This window comes from Rhodococcus cercidiphylli (assembly GCF_033042225.1).
In the GTDB taxonomy this organism is placed as follows: domain Bacteria; phylum Actinomycetota; class Actinomycetes; order Mycobacteriales; family Mycobacteriaceae; genus Rhodococcoides.
Genome location: NZ_JAWLKE010000004.1, coordinates 316583 through 336357, shown reverse-complemented (window position 1 = coordinate 336357; position 19775 = coordinate 316583). Strand labels below are relative to the sequence as shown.

Annotated in this window: 16 protein-coding genes; 7 read left to right on the top strand and 9 right to left on the bottom strand. The window is 63.9% G+C overall.

Annotation, left to right across the window (positions count from 1 at the left end):
* The 4 genes from R3P95_RS12110 to R3P95_RS12095 are packed head-to-tail and all read right to left on the bottom strand — an operon-like array spanning nucleotide 1 to nucleotide 5310.
* The gene (locus R3P95_RS12110) at nucleotides 1-1599 is read right to left on the bottom strand and encodes an acyl-CoA carboxylase subunit beta (protein WP_300521721.1); all 1599 of its coding nucleotides are present in this window, start codon (nucleotides 1597-1599) and stop codon (nucleotides 1-3) included.
* Complete coding sequence (locus R3P95_RS12105; RefSeq protein WP_300521724.1) at nucleotides 1596-2744, bottom strand: acyl-CoA dehydrogenase family protein; 1149 nt, start codon at nucleotides 2742-2744, stop codon at nucleotides 1596-1598. Before R3P95_RS12105 ends, R3P95_RS12110 begins: the two co-directional genes overlap by 4 nt.
* Nucleotides 2741-4501: an acyclic terpene utilization AtuA family protein gene (locus R3P95_RS12100; RefSeq protein ID WP_300521727.1), complete on the bottom strand. Its 1761-nt coding sequence runs from the start codon at nucleotides 4499-4501 to the stop codon at nucleotides 2741-2743. The genes R3P95_RS12105 and R3P95_RS12100 overlap by 4 nt, the downstream gene beginning before the upstream one ends.
* Nucleotides 4498-5310, bottom strand: a complete 813-nt coding sequence (locus R3P95_RS12095) for a TIGR03084 family metal-binding protein (protein WP_149407529.1) — start codon at nucleotides 5308-5310, stop codon at nucleotides 4498-4500. The genes R3P95_RS12100 and R3P95_RS12095 overlap by 4 nt, the downstream gene beginning before the upstream one ends.
* A gap of 100 nt (nucleotides 5311-5410) precedes the next feature.
* On the opposite strand from R3P95_RS12095, the gene R3P95_RS12090 reads away from it, so the two are divergent.
* From R3P95_RS12090 to R3P95_RS12080, 3 genes are all read left to right on the top strand, one after another.
* Complete coding sequence (locus R3P95_RS12090) at nucleotides 5411-6418, top strand: endonuclease/exonuclease/phosphatase family protein (RefSeq protein ID WP_283347686.1); 1008 nt, start codon at nucleotides 5411-5413, stop codon at nucleotides 6416-6418.
* Between the two features lie 67 nt (nucleotides 6419-6485).
* Nucleotides 6486-6890, top strand: a complete 405-nt coding sequence (locus R3P95_RS12085) for an ASCH domain-containing protein (protein ID WP_269595334.1) — start codon at nucleotides 6486-6488, stop codon at nucleotides 6888-6890.
* A 397-nt stretch (nucleotides 6891-7287) separates the two neighbouring features.
* Nucleotides 7288-9153 carry an HNH endonuclease signature motif containing protein gene (locus R3P95_RS12080; RefSeq protein WP_269595335.1) on the top strand — a complete coding sequence of 622 codons (1866 nt, stop codon included), beginning with the start codon at nucleotides 7288-7290 and terminating at the stop codon, nucleotides 9151-9153.
* Between the two features lie 94 nt (nucleotides 9154-9247).
* On the opposite strand, the gene R3P95_RS12075 is transcribed toward R3P95_RS12080, so the two are convergent.
* From R3P95_RS12075 to R3P95_RS12065, 3 genes are all read right to left on the bottom strand, one after another.
* The gene (locus R3P95_RS12075; protein ID WP_283347676.1) at nucleotides 9248-11320 is read right to left on the bottom strand and encodes an ArnT family glycosyltransferase; all 2073 of its coding nucleotides are present in this window, start codon (nucleotides 11318-11320) and stop codon (nucleotides 9248-9250) included.
* A gap of 102 nt (nucleotides 11321-11422) precedes the next feature.
* On the bottom strand, nucleotides 11423-12019 hold the full coding sequence (locus R3P95_RS12070; protein ID WP_283347677.1) for a class F sortase: 597 nt from the start codon (nucleotides 12017-12019) through the stop codon (nucleotides 11423-11425).
* A gap of 84 nt (nucleotides 12020-12103) precedes the next feature.
* Nucleotides 12104-13510, bottom strand: a complete 1407-nt coding sequence (locus R3P95_RS12065; RefSeq protein WP_283347678.1) for an ice-binding family protein — start codon at nucleotides 13508-13510, stop codon at nucleotides 12104-12106.
* Between the two features lie 390 nt (nucleotides 13511-13900).
* Here R3P95_RS12065 and R3P95_RS12060 point away from each other — a divergent pair, with 390 nt between their 5' ends.
* Entirely contained in the window at nucleotides 13901-14581 is a 681-nt protein-coding gene (locus tag R3P95_RS12060) for a TetR/AcrR family transcriptional regulator C-terminal domain-containing protein (RefSeq protein ID WP_032393995.1), read from the top strand.
* A 78-nt stretch (nucleotides 14582-14659) separates the two neighbouring features.
* On the opposite strand, the gene R3P95_RS12055 is transcribed toward R3P95_RS12060, so the two are convergent.
* Both R3P95_RS12055 and R3P95_RS12050 read right to left on the bottom strand, forming a co-directional pair.
* Nucleotides 14660-16354, bottom strand: a complete 1695-nt coding sequence (locus R3P95_RS12055; protein WP_300524778.1) for an MDR family MFS transporter — start codon at nucleotides 16352-16354, stop codon at nucleotides 14660-14662.
* A 92-nt stretch (nucleotides 16355-16446) separates the two neighbouring features.
* Nucleotides 16447-17736 (bottom strand): MFS transporter, encoded by a 1290-nt coding sequence (locus R3P95_RS12050; RefSeq protein WP_300524775.1) that lies wholly within the window; start codon nucleotides 17734-17736, stop codon nucleotides 16447-16449.
* A gap of 92 nt (nucleotides 17737-17828) precedes the next feature.
* On the opposite strand from R3P95_RS12050, the gene aroQ reads away from it, so the two are divergent.
* From aroQ to R3P95_RS12035, 3 genes are all read left to right on the top strand, one after another.
* The gene (gene aroQ, locus R3P95_RS12045) at nucleotides 17829-18263 is read left to right on the top strand and encodes a type II 3-dehydroquinate dehydratase (RefSeq protein ID WP_082899543.1); all 435 of its coding nucleotides are present in this window, start codon (nucleotides 17829-17831) and stop codon (nucleotides 18261-18263) included.
* A gap of 63 nt (nucleotides 18264-18326) precedes the next feature.
* The gene (locus R3P95_RS12040; RefSeq protein ID WP_300524652.1) at nucleotides 18327-19079 is read left to right on the top strand and encodes a DsbA family protein; all 753 of its coding nucleotides are present in this window, start codon (nucleotides 18327-18329) and stop codon (nucleotides 19077-19079) included.
* A gap of 16 nt (nucleotides 19080-19095) precedes the next feature.
* Complete coding sequence (locus R3P95_RS12035) at nucleotides 19096-19668, top strand: vitamin K epoxide reductase family protein (protein WP_300524655.1); 573 nt, start codon at nucleotides 19096-19098, stop codon at nucleotides 19666-19668.
* Nucleotides 19669-19775: the final 107 nt, after the last annotated feature.

The following is a 19775-nucleotide window of genomic DNA, read 5'->3' as shown; positions in this document are numbered from 1 at the left end:
TCACATCCGGAAGACACCGAAGTTGGCGGTGCCTTCGATCGGGGCGGTGGCGATGGCCGACAGGCACATTCCCACCACCGTGCGGGTATCACGGGGGTCGATGACGCCGTCGTCGTAGAGGCGTCCGGAGAGGAACATCGGAATCGACTCGGCCTCGATCTGGCCTTCGATCATCGCGCGCATTCCGGCATCTGCTTCGGCATCGAAGGCTTGTCCGCGAGCTTCGGCGGCGGCGCGTCCGACGATGGAGATGACACCGGCGAGCTGCGCGCCGCCCATGACAGCGGATTTGCTGGACGGCCAGGCGAAGAGGAATCGCGGATCGAAGGCGCGTCCGCACATGCCGTAGTGGCCGGCACCGTAGGAGGCACCGAGCAGGATCGAGATGTGCGGCACTTTCGAGTTGGACACGGCGTTGATCATCATCGAACCGTGTTTGATCATCCCGCCCTCCTCGTATTCCTTGCCGACCATGTATCCGGTGGTGTTGTGCAGGAACAGGAGTGGGGTGTTGGACCGATTGGCGAGCTGAATGAACTGCGTCGCCTTCTGCGATTCCTCGCTGAACAACACACCGCGGGCATTGGCGAGGATGCCGATCGGATATCCGTGCAGCTCGGCCCAGCCGGTGACGAGAGAACCGCCGTACATGGGCTTGAACTCGTCGAAATCCGAACCGTCGACGATGCGGGCGATGACCTCGCGTGGGTCGAACGGGATCTTCAGATCTGTGGGGACGATGCCGAGCAGGTCCTCGGGATCGGCCAGCGGCTCGATGACCTCGGCGCGCGGCTCGGGGCCCTTCTTCTTCCAGTTCAGCCGGGAAACGATGCTGCGCCCGATGCGGATGGCGTCCTGCTCGTCGACGGCGAAGTAGTCTGCGAGGCCGGACTTTCGGGCGTGCATCTCGGCACCGCCGAGCGATTCGTCGTCCGAGTCCTCGCCGGTCGCCATCTTGACCAACGGTGGTCCGGCGAGGAACACCTTGGAGCGTTCCTTGACCATGACGACGTGATCGGACATGCCGGGGATGTACGCGCCACCTGCGGTGGAGTTACCGAACACCAGCGCGATCGTCGGGATGCCCGCCGCCGAGAGCTGCGTCAGATCACGGAACATGCGACCGCCGGGGATGAACACCTCCTTCTGCGTCGGTAGATCGGCTCCACCGGACTCGACCAAGGAGATCACCGGAAGCCGGTTCTGCGTGGCGATGTCGTTGCCGCGGAACCCCTTCTTCAGCGTCCACGGGTTGCTCGCCCCGCCGCGGACAGTCGGGTCGTTGGCGACGATGAGGCATTCGACGCCACACACCACGCCGATACCCATGACGGTGCTGGCTCCGACGGGAAAGTCGCTGCCCCAGGCCGCGAGTGGGCACAATTCGAGGAAGGCTGAATCCTCGTCGATCAGCAGTTCGATGCGTTCACGAGCGAGAAGCTTGCCGCGCTTCTTGTGTCGCTCGACGTATTTTTGACCGCCACCGAGCAGAGCCTTCGAGTGCTCGGCCTCGATCTCGCCGAGTTTGGTGTTCATGGCCTCGACGCTCCCCGCGTACTGCTCCGATGCGGTGTCGAGGGTGGATTTGAGCACGCTCATGCCTGGTACCCCAATCGTTTTGCTGCCAGCCCGGTGAGAATCTCGGTCGTCCCGCCGCCGATGCCGAGGATGCGCATGTCGCGGTACTGCCGTTCGACCTCGCTCTCGCGCATGTAACCGAGCCCGCCGAAGAGCTGCACCGCCTGATTGGCTACCCACTCTCCGGACTCGACAGCGGTGTTCTTCGCAAAACAGACTTCTGCGATGAAGTCGCTGTCCTCCAGCATGGACCGTTCGGCGATACTGCGGGTGTAGACGCGGGCGATGTCGATCTTGCGCGCCATCTCGGTGACGGTGTTCTGAACGGATTGCCGTGCGATGAGCGGCTTTCCGAAGGTCTCACGATCCCGGACCCACTGCAGCGTCAGATCGAGGCACCGCTGCGCGCTGGCGTAGGCCTGCGCGGCGAGGGCGATGCGCTCGGTGAGAAACGCCTGCGCGATCTGCGCGAAGCCGCTGTTCTCGGCACCGACGAGATTGGCGACCGGGACGCGGGCGTCGACGAACGACAGCTCGGCGGTATCGGATGCGCGCCAGCCCATCTTGTCGAGCTTGCTCGTGACCTCGAACCCTGGCGTGCCCTTCTCGATGACGAGCAGCGAGACGCCCGCTGCGCCCTCGCCTCCGGTCCGCACCGCGGTGACGATGAAATCTGCTCGGCACCCCGAGGTTATGTAGGTCTTCGAGCCGTTGACGACGTAGTGATCGCCGTCCTTGACGGCCTTCGTCCTGAGGTGCCCGACGTCGGAACCGCCACCCGGTTCGGTGATGGCGAGCGAGCCGATCTTCTCCCCCGCCAGCGTGGGCCGCACCCACTTCTCGATCTGGTCGGCGTCACCCGCAGCCACCAAGTGCGGCAACGCAATTCCACTGGTGAACAGTGATGCGAACAGTCCACCCGACGCACCGGCCTGGTGCATCTCCTCGCAGATCACAACGGCGTCGGCCAGATCTCCACCATCGCCGCCGACGTCCTCGGGAAAGCCTGCTCCGATCAGTCCGAGAGCCGCTGCCTTCTTGTGCAGCTCACGCGGAATCTCGCCGTCGGTCTCCCACTGATTCATGTGCGGGGCGATGTCCTGCTCCACGAAACTGCGGACGGTCTTGCGCAGCTGCTGACGCTCGGGCGTCGTCCAGATACTCATACGAGTTCTACTTTCTTGTCGGGTCGTTCCGCAGGCTCCACTCGCCCTGAACCAAGTCGTTCCGCAGGCTCCACTCCCGCGTACGCGAGTGTTTCCGGGATGTCGATGTGCCGCGACCGCAGCCATTCACCCAGTCCCTTGGCCTGTGGATCGAATCGGGCCTGCGAGGCGACGCCTTGGCCGAGGATGCCCTCGATGACGAAGTTCACGGCCCGCAGATTGGGCAGGACATGACGCGTGACGGTGAGCGGCTCGGCCTCGGGCAGCATCTGCTTCAGAGTCTCGACCGTCAATGCGTGCGCCAGCCAGGAGAATTCGTCGTCGGTGCGGACCCAGACTCCGACGTTGGCGTTGCCGCCCTTGTCTCCACTTCGAGCCGCTGCGATGGTTCCGAGTGGAAGGCGAATGGTCGCTTCGGCTGCTCTGGGTGCAGGCAGCACCGGTTCTTCCACGGGCTCCAGTACCTGCGTCTCGGTCGACGGAGCGATGGCGGACTCGGTGCCATCGGCCAGGTGCGCGACGTGCGGCACCTCGGCCGCGTCGACGAAGCCTGCGGTGAACACTCCGTAGGGCGCTCCGTTTCCGGGTGGGGCGGTGACCGAGAATCCGGGATAGCTGGCCAGTGCCAGTTCGACTGCTACGGCGGAGAACTGACGTCCGACGGCGTCGGGGTTGCTGTCGCGCGCAACGCAGCGCAGCAGGGCGCTGGCCGTCTCCTCGGTCTCGGCGTCGGGCTTGTCGGTCCGCACCAGGGTCCAGTCGAGCTCGGTGGGGCGGGCCGTGAGCCAGGACTCGAATTGCCGTTGTGCCAATGCTGCTTTGGCTTCGATATCGAGGCCGGTGAGCACCATCGTGAACTCGTTGCGGAACCCGCCGAGTGCGTTGAGCGAGACCTTGTAGGTGGGCGGCGGAGCTTCGCCGGTGACGCCGGTGATGGACACCCGATCACTCGACTCCTGCGCCAGGATTGCCGAATCGATCCGCGCGGTGACGTCGGGGTTCGCGTACCGCCCGCCGGTGATTTCGTACAGCAGCTGAGCGGTGACGGTGCCGACGCTGACGGCACCGCCGGTGCCCTCGTGCTTGGTGATGACGGACGAACCGTCGGACTCGATCTCGGCGATGGGGAATCCGGGCCTGGACATGTCTGCGATTTCGGTGAAGAACGAGTAGTTGCCACCCGTCGCCTGCGTTCCGCATTCGATGACGTGTCCGGCGATCACGGCCCCGGCCAACGCGTCGTAATCGGTGGGTGCCCAACCGAAGTGGGCCGCGGCCGGTCCGACGATCACGCTGGCGTCGGTGACGCGCCCGGTGACCACAACGTCGGCACCGGAGTTCAGGCATTCGACGATGCCCCACGCGCCGAGGTAGGCATTTGCGGTCAGCGGGTTGCCGAGGCCGAGTTCGGCAGCTCGGCCGAGGAGGTCGTCGCCGTCGACGTAGGCGATCTTCGCGCCGGAGTCCAACTTTTCCAGTGCCTCGGCCAGTCCTCGGGGATTGAGCCCACCGGCGTTGGCGACGATCTTGACACCCTTGTCCAGCGCCAGTCCCAGGCAGTCCTCTGCCTGCCGCAGAAAGGTTTTGGCGTAGCCACGGGTCGCGTCCTTCATCCGATCGCGGCCGAGAATGAGCATCGTCAGCTCGGCCAGGTAATCGCCGGTGAGGTAATCGAGTTCGCCGCCCTCGAGCATCTCTCGCATGGCGGAGAGGCGGTCTCCGTAGAAGCCCGAACAGTTGCCGATTCGTACGGTCATGCTTGCTCTCGTCCTGACTGTGTCCGTCCGACCCCCGGAGGGCCTGCGAAGGCTTGGGCGATGGTGAGCCAGTGCGCGGCGTCGGTTCCCTCGGCGTGAACGGCGAGGTCGTCGCGGTGGGCACGCTGGGTGACGAGAAGGCAGAAGTCGAGAGCCGGACCGCTCACTCGTTGAGTGGCGTTCTCGGGTCCCCAGGTCCAGAGCTCTCCCGAGGGCGCGGTGAGCTCGATGCGGAACGGTTCGGCGGGAGGCGTTTGCTGGTTGATCGCGTAGGCGAAATCCCTTGTACGAACGCCTATGTGTGCGACGCCGCGGATTCGGTCGGTGGCGACGCGGGTGACGCCCACCGCGTCGGCCACATCCTGACCGTGCGCCCAGGTCTCCATCAGACGCGCCGTGGCCATGGACGCCGCACTCATCGGGGGTCCGAACCAGTCGATCTTGGTCCCCGCCGGTACCTGTGTGAGCGCTTCGTTCATGGCACGGCGTCGAGTACGCCAGGTGCTCAGTAGTTCGGGATCACGCGATTCCTCCTCGGCCGCCTCGTCGACGAAGCCGGTGGGGTTCTCCCATGCCTTCTTCAGCGTGAGAGCGAACTCCTCCTTGGCCTCGACATCGCCGGATGCTCCGGACGTGGTCCGCTCCGCGACGTGATCGGTCCAGGAGAGGTGCGCTATCTGGTGCGCGACGGTCCACCCCGCGGCCGGTGTCGGTGCCGCCCACTGCTCCGGGGTCAGCTCGGTCACGAGTGCATCGAGGTCGTTGCCCTCGGCGCGTAGGTCGTCGACGAGAGAGTCGAGGTCTGCCATGAGCCCAGCTTCACAGGAGGTCCTGAAAAAAGCAAGCACGCCTGCTTGTTAATTTGTAACCTCGCGTTCGCTTGCCATCCCTACGGTGACGAGCGTGAGAATGTCGAGACTCGTGGCCGTCACCGTTACCCTCGCCGTCATGGCCGCCGGTTGTTCCTCTGTGAATCCAACCGCCACAGACCCGGCCCCCGACGAACCGTCGAGCATTCGGGTGGCGACGTTCAATGCCAGCCTCAATCGGCCGGTGGCCGGGCAGCTGGTGACGGACCTGAGTGGAGAGGACGTCCAGGCCCGCGCGGTCGCCGATGTGATCGCAGCGAACTCACCGGATGTGTTGCTGGTCAACGAGTTCGATTACTCGGGCCAGGACGCGGTGACATTGTTCAACGACAACTATCTCGAGGGGCAGTACCCGTATTTCTTCACTGCGCCGGTCAACACGGGCGTCGACTCGGGCCTCGACCTGGACCAAGACGGCAAGCTGGGCGGCCCGGGCGATGCCTGGGGATTCGGGCAGTTTCCCGGTCAGTACGGGATGGTCGTGTACTCGAAGTTTCCGATCGCGACCGATTCGGTACGTACGTTCCAGAACTTCCTGTGGAAGGACATGCCGGATTCGCTGCTACCGCGCGACTACTACGGAGAGGTGTCCCACGCGCTTCGACTGTCCAGCAAGGCCCATTGGGACGTGCCGATCGACGTGAACGGGAAGACGCTACATGTGTTGGCGTCCCACCCCACTCCCCCGTCCTTCGACGGGCCCGAAGACCGCAACGGCAAGCGCAACCACGACGAGATAAGGCTCAGTGCCGATTACATCTCGGGTGCGGACTACCTGTACGACGACAACGGTGTGCGCGGCGGGCTGGAGGACGGCGCATCGTTCGTCATGCTGGGCGATCAGAACAGCGATCCGGTCGACGGAGATTCGGTGGCCGGTGCCATCGCGCAGGTTCTCGACCTTCCGCGGGTGCAGGATCCGGCACCCATGTCGGCCGAACATGGCACGGACACAGCCGATTTCGCCGACCCTACGCCCGGCGACCTGCGCGTCGACTACGTGCTGCCGTCGGACGATCTGACGGTGATCGACTCCGCCGTCCACTGACCCTCGGGCACCGAGCACCCGTCGGACCACCGGCTGGTGTGGGTCGACCTCGAAATATGATGTGCGAGTGACCGATCTACCGATTGTCGAATTCGCGTACCCAGGACCGCTGCGGGACAGACATGTTGCGGCTGTGCTGTCCGGTGAGAAGACCAGCACAGCGAGCCTGTTGATTCAGTACACCGAAGAGGAGCTTCCGAGGGTCGGTGAACGCGGCGCGGTGGTGGATTCGGCCGGAGTCGTGGTGGGAGTCATCGAAACCACGGGTGTCGATATCGTTGCGCTGAAGAATGTTTCGCTCCAACATGCCCTCGACGAGGGTGAGGGATACATCGACGTGGCACACTGGCGAGCCGGGCACGAAAGATTCTGGCACTCCACCGAGGTTCGCGCGGAACTGGGTGATCCCGATTTCACCGTCGACGACGACACTCGAGTGGTGTTGGAGCGATTCATACTCGTTCCGGAGTGAGTTGGGTGGGGATCGATGCCACTGGCCAGCGCGAAGAGGTCGAAGAAACCGAGAGCTCGGGTTCGGAATTTCGGTCGATTCAGCGAGATTCGCGGGGGGACGGTGACGAACATCGGCATGCCCTACAGGCCGCACAGGAGCTCGGGTGCGACGGCATCAGTTCCGGGAATCGATACCGGGCTCACCTCGAAGGCGGGGTAGTTCTGGCTCGTGATCATCCTGGAGCCTTACGCGGCGTCGGAGTCGAATAAAATTGTCGGCGGCTGGGTGTATAGGCCGTTTCGATCAATCCTTCCTCGGCACAACAGAATTGGGGTTGACGAACTTCGTACTGCGCCGTACCATCGAACGTACGTTCTACTTCTAGTCGGAACACGTGCCGGGGGGCGACTACACAGTGATCACATCCAGTTCGACGCGCAGTCGGTTCGCGGCCTATCTCGGGCCGCAACCGAAGCCGTATATCGACAGCACAGTGCTGGGCGAAATTCGCGACGTTGCGATTCTGGAGAATCAGGCGTGCGCTCGCAAGGTCGCTCTGGCCGCAGCTATCTGGGACTCGTGCATCCATCAGAACGTGCTTGTCGGTGATGTCATTCAGGACGCGGGCAACTATGCGGCATCCGAAGTTGCACGCGTTCTCGGTTGCTCGAAGACTGTTGCGAACACGTACGCCGAGGTAGGAATGGACCTTCGGCTACGGCTTCCTACCGTCGCGGCCGCGTTCGAGGCCGGCGAACTCGACCTTGCCCGCGTCCGCGCAATATACCGCTGTACCCACAACCTGACGAAGGACGCGGCGACGGCCGTCCAAGGCGAGGTTCTGCACGCTGCCCGACGCCTGTCACCTGGTCCCCTGGCGACGGAAATCTGGTCGATCATGTATCGCATCGCGCCCGAGCAGGCCGCCGCTCTGCGTAAGGACTTGGAACGGCACACGAACGTCACGTACACCGACAAAGACGTGCTGTCGACGCTGAAGGCCGACCTCACCGCCGCCGACGCCGCAGCTGCCTGGCAGTTGATCAACGAGATGGCCGCTACCGTCTGCCGTCGAGATCCGCGGAACAAGGGGCAGAAGCGTGCAGCAGCGTATGTTGCTCTACTGCAGCAGGAGTCGTCGGTGGTCTGCAAGTGCGAACCCGATGACGACAATCCTTGTACGGCCGATTCTGTGCGTCCTGATCGACGGGCACCGCTGACGGTGATCACGGTGGACCTCGCCACGCTCGCCGGTCTGCTGTCCAATCCTGCCCACCTTGCCGGCCACGGTCCCATCGATGCCGAGTACGCCCGTGAACTCGCCGACAACGCACACTGGCAGATCCTGCTCACCGAAGCCCGCGATCTGGCGGAGAATCTCGGTTACGGCGAAGACCTGGAGTCACTCATCGACCTCGATACCGATACCGATACCGGCGCAGGCGCAGGCACTGGTGACAAAGGTGCCGAGAGCAGAGCCGACAGCGGCACCGGCACCGGCAGCACGAACAACAGCAGATCGAAAAATGGCCAGAAGAAGCCCAGAGGATCCAAGGTAGGCAAATCGAGTAACAGCAGGTCCAAGGGCAGCACCTCACATCTGGTGTTTCATCCGCTGGGGCGTGGTCGTCGCCGTGTCGGCGGTATTGCTCCTCGGCACCCGCGGGCGCCGAAGTCCGCACAACCACCACGGAACAGCTGTGTCGCCACTCCGTATCGCGGTACTTACACTTTCGTTGCCGAACTCGAAGCAGCGATCGCATCGGATCCAGCTCTCGGGATCGCGCTGTACCCGGACGGTCACGGCGGTCTCGAGCTGCCACCACCCGGAACCCTCATCTATCGCCCGACTGTCGCACTGGCGGAACGTATTCGGTACCGCGATCGCACCTGCCGACATCCGGGTTGCGACGTCCCGGCCGAACAGTGCGAAATCGACCACATCGTCCCGTACTTCCATCGCGATCCCTCGTCGGGAGGCTGGACCATCGACACCAACCTGCACTGCCTGTGCCGCTACCACCACAGCCTCAAGACCATGGGTCTGTGGACTCCGGTGATGCTCGCCGATGGCGTCGAGTTCTGGGTCTCGAATGCCGGCACTTCAGCGGTTACGGTTCCCGGCACCACGCAACTCGCAGACCTGAGCCACCTGCCCGCCGTCTATCGCAGGCCCAAAGGTCAAGCGATACAGTCGGATACGTCGAGCCTGGAGATCATCCAGCCGCTGCCCGCGCCGGTACCTACCTCAGCATCGGACGATGATCCTCCGCCTTTCTGATGAATCTCGGTTCAGTACACAGAAGTTCCACCGCAGTCGAAGTGTCCGCGGTGGAACAGCTGTGCCTTCTGGCTGTCGCTCCGTTCGGTCGGTGTCAGCCTGTGTAGGTGCTGAGGTCGTACACCGTCGCGCTGCCGACCGTGGTGGCGGTGAAGTTCGCCTCGACCCATTCCTGGATCTGTGAGGACGTACTCTCAGAGTCGCCGCCCAAACCTCCGCGCGCCATGCCCCCGCCCATACCGCCCGAGACGTAGTACGTCACTTCATGATCGGCCACGTACTGGATGAACTCGTCGAGCGACGGCGCAGGATCTCCGCTCCACCCGCCGATGGCCATCACCGCCGTGTCGGACGCCAACTCGTAACCCGCAGCCGACATCGAACCATTTACTGCAGCAGACCATTTCGTGGTCGTCGACTCGAGCAGCGCAGCCAACTCCTCGTTGGACTCACCGCCCATGCCGCCCATGGCCATCCCGCCGCCCACGTTGCCGCCGGCAAAACCGGCCGGAAGATCGGCAGCATCAGCAGGCAGGCCCGCATCACCGCTCGGCATAGCATCGCTTGGCATCGCATCGATCGGCATTCCGCCACTGGGCATTCCACCGCTCGGCATTCCACCGCCTGGCATTCCGCCGGGACCGCCGTCGCTGACTGCACCGGTCGGACCTGCGGTGGGGACGGAACCACTGTGCGCATTGGTCGTCGTAGCGATGGCATACGACGCGCCGCCGCCCAGACCTGCCACGGCTCCGAGAATCAGCGCAGCCGCAGTGAGCCTTCGGTATCGCCCGGCCGCCAGGATCATCACGGCCGCAACGATGGTTCCCACCAACAGGATCCACTTCAATGCCGGTAGCCAGTCCGCGTTGCGATGCAACAGTACCCAACTCCAGACCCCGGCTGCGATCATCATCGATGCCATACCGGCTCTGCCCCAGATCGATTCACGTCTGAGCCACAGTGCGTAACCACCGGTTCCGATCATCCCGGCCAAAGCCGGGGCGAGCGCGACGGTGTAGTACGGGTGGATGGTTCCGGACATGTAGCTGAAGATCAACGCCGTCACCAGGAACCACCCGCCCCACAGAATCAGGGACGCACGCAGGAGGTCGGTTCGCGGTGCTCGGCCACGAGCGATCAGCCCGAAGACCAGCGCCACCAGGGCCGTCGGGATCAGCCAGGAGATCTGGATGCCCATCTCACTGCCGAACAGCCGATCCAGACCGGTCGAGCCGCCGAAGCTGGACCCGGCTGCCCCAGCGCTCATCCCGGCCGGAGCCTCCATGCCACCTCCGCCGCTGTTGCCGAAGATGCGGCCGAGCCCGTTGTACCCGAGCACCAGATCCATCACGGTGTTGTCGGTGGACCCACCGATGTACGGTCGGGCACTTTCCGGCCAGAGCTGGACCGTCACCAACCACCCGGCGGCGACCACGAGAGCGGCCGAGGCCCCGACCAGATGCAGCAATCTGGCCCGCAACTGAGCCTGTCCTGCAACGAGATACGTGAGACCGAACGCCGGCAACACCAGCAGCCCCTGCAGCATCTTCGTGAGGAACGCGAACCCCAGCGCCACGCCGGCAAAAGCGAGCCACATCGCGGCCCGCCTTCCGGCCGCTGTCTGCAGAGATCGCACGACGAAGTAGCCGCCGAGTGTCATGAGAAGCACCAGCAGCGCGTCGGGATTGTCGAAGTTGAACATCAATGCCGCCGCCGGCACCGATGCCAGGGTAAAGCCGGCGAGCAAACCGGCCATGGGGTTCGCGACACGCTTGACCGCGGCATACACCGTCGCGACCGAGGCGACACCCATCAATGCCTGCGGCAGAAGCAGACCGAAGCTCGAGAACCCGAACAGTCGAGCCGACAGACCCATGACCCACAGCGAGGCCGGCGGCTTGTCCACGGTGATGAAGTTCTCGGAGTCGAGGGATCCGAAGAACCACGCCGTCCAGTCCTTGGTACCGGCCTGCACCGCGGCGGCGTAGAACGTGTTCGCGTATCCACTTGCCGTCAAATTCCACAGGTACAGCGTTGCCGTGGCCGCGAGCAGAATCAGCAGACCGAGCAGGTGCCGGCGGCGATACCACCACGTGTTCTGCCAGGACGGCTGGCGGGCGTGCGACGGAGGCATCGCGGCCGGTCGGTCGAGTTGGGCAGTCATCGCACATCCTGTTCGTCGAAGTTGTCGACTACGAGAGTGTGCGATGGACCGTCGGCCCGGCTGGGAGCAGCCTGCGAACTTGCTGTGAGCGAAAGAGCTCGTTCAGACGCGATCTGCGTACACGACGATGTTGTCGTCGTAACTCGATATGTCCGAATCGAATTGGCCGCCACAGGTGATCAAACGCAAGCCTGGGTGATCGATGTCTCCGTAGACCTTGTCGGTGGGGAAGGCATCCTTCGGATACTGCTCCACCGCGCTGACGACGAACCGGACAGTGTTTCCGTCCTGGCTGACGACGGTGACATCGTCACCCTGTCGGAGATCGCGGAGCCGGTAGAAAACGCCGGGGCTGCCGTCCCAATCCACATGCCCCGCAACGATCGACGGTCCCAGTTGCCCCGGAACCGGCGACCCGGTGTACCAACCGGCCGGGAAACCGACCGGTGGAACTTCCATCGTGCCGTCCGGACGCAGACCCAGACCCATCACATCGGAGTCGACACCGATCGCACCGATCTCGAGGCGCGCAGGCGGTGACCCGGCAACCGACGATTCGGAAACACCCTCGTCTGTCGGGGCGACGGCTGCAGGAGCAGAAGAAACCGAGGACGTCGAATCAGTCTGCAAGGGAACGGTATCCGACGGCGTTGCACACCCGGTAACCAGGAACAGCAGCATGAGGAACGCCGCTGCCACCGCCCGCACCACGACCCGATGACGGATCGTGGTGCGGGCGGATTCAGCGAGAGGTACTGATACCTCGACGGTAGGGTTCACCGATCAGTGCCGACGACGAGTCAGAGTCAAGGCAGAGACTGCACCGACCGCGAGCACGGCCAGCAATGTCCAGATCGCAGCGAACGGCGTTGCGTCAGAGGATGACACAGTGCTGCCGTCACCGGTGTCGACGCCACCGTTCGGGATCTGCGTGATCTGCCCGCCCGGGTTGTACGTGCCCGGCTGATCCGGGCCGCTCGGCGTGTTCGGCTGATTCGGAACACCGGGTGTGTTGGGGGTGTTCGGCTGATCAGGCGTGTTGGGCACGTTCGGCTGGTTGGGCACGTTCGGCACGTTCGGCACGTTCGGCTGGTTCGGCTGGTTCGGCACGTTCGGCTGGTTCGGCACGTTCGGCTGGTTCGGCACGTTCGGCACGTTCGGGATACCGGGGATCGCCGGGATCGTGATGCCGGGGACGGGCGGAAGGCCTGGGATCGGGGGCACTTCGATGACGATCGGCGGCGTACCGCCACCGTCACCCGGGGTACCCGGCGTTCCGCCGCCGTCACCGGGAGGGGTCGTGGTGACCGGAGGCGTCGTGGTCACCGGGGGCGTTGTCGTGACCGGAGGCGTAGTGGTCACCGGGGGTGTAGTCGTCACCGGGGGTGTCGTGGTGATCGGGGGCGTTGTGGTCGTCGGCGGAACGGTTGCGCAGTTCGGGCTGGTGATGCGGTTCGAGTCCAACGTCACCGCGCCGTTCCGGGCGAGCAAGCGTCCGTCGACGGTGGCACCGGTGGTCGCGGTGATGGACGCCAGCGCCATGACGGTGCCGACGAACTGGGTGTCGGTGCCCAGTGTCGCGGAGCTGCCGATCTGCCAGAACACGTTGCACGGGTTGGCCCCGTTGATCAGCGAGACACTGCTGTCGGATGCCGTGATCAGCGTCGATGCCGCCTGGAAGATGAACACGGCGTTGGAGTTGCCCTGCGCGTCGAGTGTGAGGGTTCCGGTCAGGCCGAACGTGCCCGAACCGTACAACCCGGCCAACAATGTCTGTCCGCCGAGTTCGACTCCGGTCGAGGTTGCTCCCGGTCGACCGGCCGCGTCGTCGTATCCGGTACTCAGATCCGCTTTCGCCTGCGCTGCAACCGAATTGCGGTCGTCGATAACTCCACTGGTGAGCTCTCCCGGTGGGAATCCCGTGATGAACGGTTCGACACCGACGCCGGGGCTCACTCCGACGTTGCCGCCGATCCTCGACGGGCCGGTGTTCGTGATCTTGGAGCCGGCCAGGACGGCATAACTCTCCGCGGTGCCGAGTTCGACGGTGGTGGGTTGAGCCTCGGCTGCGGGGACGTTGATCAGCATGAGTGCGCTGGTGGCCAAAGCGACCGAACCGGCAAGCGGAACGAGGGTTCTGCCCCTGCGCCTGATGGGGGTCGACGTGCACGTGTGCTGTGAAGCGGGCATGGATTGCATACCGTTCTGCTGGTTGGGCGAAGCGGACTTGTTGCCGGACTTCGTGAACCGCGCAATCGATCCCCCGACGAGTTCGATTGCGCAGCAGTTGATGTCGCGACGCTCAACGGCCGCCCCGGACCGATCCGAGTGCGTGGAGGTATCGCGGTTCCGTATTCGATGACGTCACCGGCCGACGGAGTTCGGCAAGGTGACACAACTATGCGATCAGCGGAGGCTCGTGCCCACTCCGCAAATAAGAGTTTCCCCGTATCTCTACGGTGTAGAGCTACAGCACACCATGTGTAGGATAATGAGTCAAGCGAAAAGTGTTGTCGAACAACAAGTTTGTTTGCCCCCTACTTACCGGTCGGTTCACTGCTTTCGAGAGGTTGCCTACCGATGTCCACGACGAACCGACCGGGCCCACACTCCAATATCAAGATCGACCGCGAGTACGTGGTGTCCGCCGCCCTGAGCATCGTCGATCGAACCGGACTCGACAGCCTGACGATCCGGAGCCTCGCGGCATCGATCGATCGCGATCCGATGACCGTCTACCGATACCTGCCCACCAAACAGGCGTTGCTCGACGCCATCGCAGATTCGGTACTGGGCACACTCGTCTGCGTCGACGGCGCAGACCCCGATTGGCAGCGTCAGCTCAGAATTTTTGCGCGGCACTACCGTGAGCTCGCCCTCCAACACCCGCACGCGGCGGTGCTGCTGACCACCTGCCCTCAGGCGACTCCACTGGGATTGGGCACGCCCCGGTCACTGGCCTCACTCGAGAACATTCTGATTCTGCTGACCACCGCGGGATTCACGCTGCCCGAGGCCCTGACGAGCTATCGGCTGATGATCTCCTTCCTACGCGGCCATCTACTGAGCGAGACCCAGGAAACGACCGCCAACCCGGACGAGACCGGCGACCGCCTCAGCCTCGCTCTGCGCCGACTCCCCATCGACACATTTCCCCTGCTGTCGACGCTGCCACCTCTGATCACCGAGTACGACGGTGCCCTCGAACTCGAGTTGGGTCTCGACGTGCTGTTCCGAGGCATCACCGCACCTTCGACCTGAGCGGATCGGCGCTCCCGGGGCCCGCACCGGACCGAGCCGTACCTGGTCCCAGGATTCACGGCATCGGACTTCACGCCATCAGAGCAGTCCGGTGCCTGCCTCGTTCGCTCGTTCTTCGTCTCGTTCCTGCTGCGCAGCGGCCAGGCCGGACATCGTGCGCAGCGGAACCTCCTTCAGGAAGAGCACCAGTACGAATCCGAGGACCATCAGGATCGACACGGCCAGGAACACGTAATCCATGGCGTCGGAGAACCCGATGCGGAACGGCTCGGCCAGAGCCGGTTCGAGCTTCTGAATGAACGAGCTGTCCTGCAGTGCACTGCCTGCGACGGAGGCGTCACCCGAGGCGATGGCTCGAGCGAAACCCGATTCGAGCGGATCGGAACCGGTGGCGGCGCTCTGTACTGCCTGCTGGAATGCCGGGGTCGAACTGGCGGCGATCAACGCGTCTCCCGTCTTCGGGGTGAGCTGGGTGAACAGCATCGACAGGAAGACGGCAACGCCGACCGTCGCACCGATCTGCCGGAAGAACGTTGCGGCAGAGGTGGATACACCCATGTCCTTGGGCGGCATCGCGTTCTGGATGGCCAGGGTCAACGGCTGCATCATCGACCCGAGACCGAGGCCGAACACGCCCATCACGACCATCGTCTGCCACAGCGGGGTATCGGCGTGCACGTAGTGGAAGACGAACATCGCGATGGCCATCAGTGCAGTACCGACGATCGGAAAGATTTTGTACCGCCCCGTCTTCGAGATCATGCGACCCGAGACGATCGACGCGACCATCAAGGCACCGACGAGGGGCAGGGTCTGGTAACCGGCCAGCGTCGGCGAGGATCCCTTGACCACCTGCAGGTACTGCGGCAGTAGCGAGATGCCACCGAACATGGCTGCGCCGGCGATGACGCTGACAGCAATACACAACGAGAACAACGGGTTTCGGAAGAAACGCATGGGGATCAGGGCGTCGTCGCCCATCTTGATCTCGGCGAGCACGAACGCGATGACGCCGACGATGCCGATTCCGAAGCACAGCAGGGCCCGCGGCGAGCTCCATCCCCACACGCGACCCTGCTCGGCGATGATGAGCAGCGGCACGAGGCCGACGCTGAGAAGCACTGCGCCCCAACAGTCGACGCGCGCCTCGCGGCGGTAGACCGGCAGGTTCAGCACTCGCCACACGACGACGAGCGCGATGATCCCCAGCGGGACGTTGATGTAGAAAATCCAACGCCAGCCGGTGATTCCGAGGATCGACGACTGCCCTGCGAGCAGTCCACCGATGACCGGCCCGAGCACGCTGGAGGTACCGAACACGGCCAGGAAGTACCCCTGATACTTGGCCCGTTCACGCGGCGGGACGATATCGCCGATGATGGCCAGCGCCATCGACATCAGACCGCCCGCACCGAGACCTTGAATGGCACGGAAGGCAGCGAGTTCGTACATCGACGTCGCGATCCCGCACAGCATGGACCCGACGACGAAGATGGAGATGGCCGTCATGAAGAACGGCTTGCGCCCGTACAGGTCGGACAGCTTGCCGTACAACGGGGTCGAGACCGTCGAGGTGATGAGGTAGGCCGTCGTCACCCAGGCCAGAACCGAGAACCCGTTGAGGTCGTCGGCGATGGTCCGAACGGACGTCGAGACGATGGTCTGGTCGAGGGCGGCGAGGAACATGCCCATCATCAGGCCCGACAGAATCGTCATGATCTCGCGATGCGAATACTCGCCGGTCGCGGGCTTCACTTCTGGCTCGGTAACCATCTCTTGGATTCACCTTTACGTAGCATTTACTTGTGTCTTACAACGATATTCGGGACACCAGCATGCGCGCAGAACGCCGTCTGCGCAAAGGTTTATTTGCGGCGAATCCGGTCCCGCACCTCACGCATCGTGTGCGGGTGAATGCCTTCGGCAGCGAGCACCCTACGAGTCTTGCGACGCGTCGACAGGACACCGATGATCGCGACAATCCACACCGGGAACTGCGCGAGCAGCGCCACCCGGAATCCGTCGAAGGTGTAGCCGCCCATCGCGTCGAGAATCCAGCCGATCGCCGCGATCACCAACAGCGACGCCAGGAAACCACCGATGTTCACCATCCCCTGCGCCGTCCCCAGATTGGCGCTCGGATTGAACGTTCGCGCGAGGTCGAACCCGATCACCGAACCGGGGCCACCCACCGAGATCACCACCACGAGCAACACCAGTAACCACAGCGGAGCGGGCCCGGGCAACGCCAACACGATCGCCCACATGGTCGCGTTGCCGATCATGATCGCCAGCACCAGCCACGACCGTCGCATCGGATAACGCCCGGTGAGAACACCAACCACGATGCCCGACGCCACCGCCGATGCCACCGACACCGTCAGCAACGCTCCGGCCGTCGACGCCGACAGGCCCTGTGCCGACGTCAGATACGGAACACCCCACAGCAACGCGAACACCGTGATGGAGAACTGGGTACCCATGTGCGAGAAGAAGCCGAGCCGGGTGCCGGGGCGTCGCCACACCTCGGCGATGGAGGCGAGGGTCTGTTTCAGCGTCGTCGGCTCGAACACGGGGGCAGCTCCGTCGTCGGGGCGATCCCTGACGAGCGCGAGAACCAGTACGAGCGCAAGGAGACCGAGTGCCGCTGCGCTACCGAATGCGAACGTCCAACCGGGTCCGTTCAACAGAATCAGGAACGGGACCGCCGAGAGCACCTGGCCGAGCTGGCCGAGCAGACCGGTCAGCTGCGAGACGATCGGCACTCGCCGCGGCGTGAACCACACCGGCACCAACCGCAGCACCGAGATGAAGGTGAGAGCATCGCCCACGCCGACGAACGCGCGGGCGACCACCGCGACCGGAAGCGACTCCGTCAACGCCAGCGTGATCTGTGCCGACGCCATGATCAGCGCGCCTGCGGCGATCATCTTGCGCGAACCGATGCGATCCAACAGCACCCCGGCCGGGATCTGCATCCCCGCGTAGACGATCACCTGCAGCACCACGAACGACGACAGCAGCGACGGCGACACCGAGAATCGATCCGCCGCACTCAGCCCGGCGACGCCGAACGACGTTCGATGCAGCACTCCGACGATGTAGGCGAAGACGCCGACGCCCCACACCACCCAGACTGCCTTGCCAGTACTCACCGGACGATTGTGTCAACCACGCTGTGGAATAGTCGTAGCCGGTAGTACTCGGAGCGGGCAGTAGTACCCGAAGCAAGAAATGGAGCGACGTCGTGGCCAAGCAGCTGTTGGTGCTCAACGGTCCGAATCTGAACATGCTCGGCACCAGGCAGCCGGAGGTGTACGGCCACGCCACCCTCGCCGACGTCGTCGCCCTGTGCGAGAAGACCGCCGCCGAGCACGGACTCACCGTCAAGGCAGAGCAATCCAACCACGAGGGCCAACTCATCGACTGGATCCACGAGGCCCGCGGGGTGGCGTCGGGCATCGTCATCAACCCCGGCGGACTGACGCACACCTCGGTGGCGCTGCGCGACGCTCTCGTCATCCCCGAGGTGCCGATCATCGAGGTGCACATCTCCAACGTGCACGCCCGTGAGGAGTTCCGGCACCACTCCTTCGTCTCCCCCATCGCCAGCGGCGTCATCGCCGGACTCGGGATCGACGGATACCGCTTCGCCATCGAAAGACTGGCTGCGCTTATCTGACACAGCTCTCGTTCAACCCAGCTCTCATCTGACACTCAGGTTGTCCTGCATAAACTGGTCGCCGTGAACACGAGCAAGAACGTCTCGAAAGACATCAAGGCCATGCAGAACGGCGACAAGAATCGTCGGACTCTGATCCAGATCGTCGTCGCAGTCGTTCTCATCGCGCTCGTGGCGGCGATTGCCCTCTTCATCGTCAACAAGGATTCGACGTCGGGGGATGCATCTTCCGCCGCAGGCTCCGGCGAATCGACCGGGGCCCAGCTCACCCCCACGTCGGTGACGGACGACGGTGCCATCCGCTTCGGCAACCCCGATGCCACCACCGTCGTCAGCGTCGTCGAGGACTTCCAGTGCCCGGCGTGCAAGAACTTCGAGGCCATCAGCGGATCGACGTTGCAGCAGCTGGCCGACGCGGGAAATGTCGCCGTCGACTACCGGCCCATCTCCATTCTCGACCGGTTCTCGAACGGAACCATGTACTCCACCCGCGCGGCAAGCGCCGCCATCTGCGTCGCCGAGAACGACCGCGCCAACTGGATGAACTGGCACACCGCCATGTTCGAGCAGCAGCCGGCCGAGGGCGGAACCGGACTGACGAACGACGAGCTCGTCGCGATCGCCGCCTCTGCAGGGGCCGACTCCCCCGCCGTCACGTCGTGCATCACCGACGGCAGCTACACCGATTGGGTCACCACCCAGACACAGTCGGTCCTCGGCGAAGGCATCAACGGAACGCCGAACGTGCGCGTCAACGGCACCGACATCTCCAACCCGACGCCGGAGAACATCCTCGCCGCCGCTGCCGGTAACTGAGCGGCAACCGGTCGCCATGAGGACACGCGCAGGCGCTGTTGTATTCACCGTCTTCAGCGCGCTCGGGTTACTCGCCGCAATGACGCTGACGATCGAGCGATTCAAACTGCTCGAGGACGCGTCGTACGTCCCGTCGTGCAGCCTGAATCCGGTGCTCTCGTGCGGCTCGGTGATGGTGACGAAACAGGCTGCGCTGTTCGGTTTTCCGAACCCCATCCTCGGTATCGTCGCCTTCTCCATTGCTCTCGTCGCCGGGGTGCTCTGGCTCGGCCGCGTCGAACTACCGCACTGGTTCTGGCTCGGACTGACCGCAGGCCTGCTGCTCGGCGAAGTCTTCGTGCACTGGCTGATCTTCGAGAGCCTGTACGTGATCAACGCCCTGTGCCCCTACTGCATGGTGGTGTGGGCGGTGACGATGCCGCTGTTCTTGCTGGCTCTGAGCCGATTGGTCGGCTCAGGCCCGAACAGCGGCGGTACCGTCGGCCGACTCTTCCTGGAATGGCGCTGGACGCTGCTCGCGGTGTGGTACGCAATCGTCGTCGCGCTCATCGGAATCCGGTTCTCGGACTACTGGGCAACTTTGGTTTGAAAATACTGCTCCGACAACCCTGATTTCCTTTTGCGAATCTCATGAGTCGAACGTCTGCACCGTGCATGATGGGTGCAGCACCCGAGTGAGACTGATCACAGCTCCTG

Coding starts and splice junctions, on each gene's coding strand:
- R3P95_RS12060 (WP_032393995.1), top strand. CDS start 13,901: ATGTCCACGACGAACCGACCGGGCCCACACTCCAATATCAAGATCGAC.
- R3P95_RS12035 (WP_300524655.1), top strand. CDS start 19,096: ATGAGGACACGCGCAGGCGCTGTTGTATTCACCGTCTTCAGCGCGCTC.
- R3P95_RS12075 (WP_283347676.1), bottom strand. CDS start 11,320: ATGACTGCCCAACTCGACCGACCGGCCGCGATGCCTCCGTCGCACGCC.
- R3P95_RS12095 (WP_149407529.1), bottom strand. CDS start 5,310: ATGGCAGACCTCGACTCTCTCGTCGACGACCTACGCGCCGAGGGCAAC.
- R3P95_RS12090 (WP_283347686.1), top strand. CDS start 5,411: ATGTCGAGACTCGTGGCCGTCACCGTTACCCTCGCCGTCATGGCCGCC.
- R3P95_RS12055 (WP_300524778.1), bottom strand. CDS start 16,354: ATGGTTACCGAGCCAGAAGTGAAGCCCGCGACCGGCGAGTATTCGCAT.
- R3P95_RS12110 (WP_300521721.1), bottom strand. CDS start 1,599: ATGAGCGTGCTCAAATCCACCCTCGACACCGCATCGGAGCAGTACGCG.
- R3P95_RS12100 (WP_300521727.1), bottom strand. CDS start 4,501: ATGACCGTACGAATCGGCAACTGTTCGGGCTTCTACGGAGACCGCCTC.
- R3P95_RS12105 (WP_300521724.1), bottom strand. CDS start 2,744: ATGAGTATCTGGACGACGCCCGAGCGTCAGCAGCTGCGCAAGACCGTC.
- R3P95_RS12065 (WP_283347678.1), bottom strand. CDS start 13,510: ATGCCCGCTTCACAGCACACGTGCACGTCGACCCCCATCAGGCGCAGG.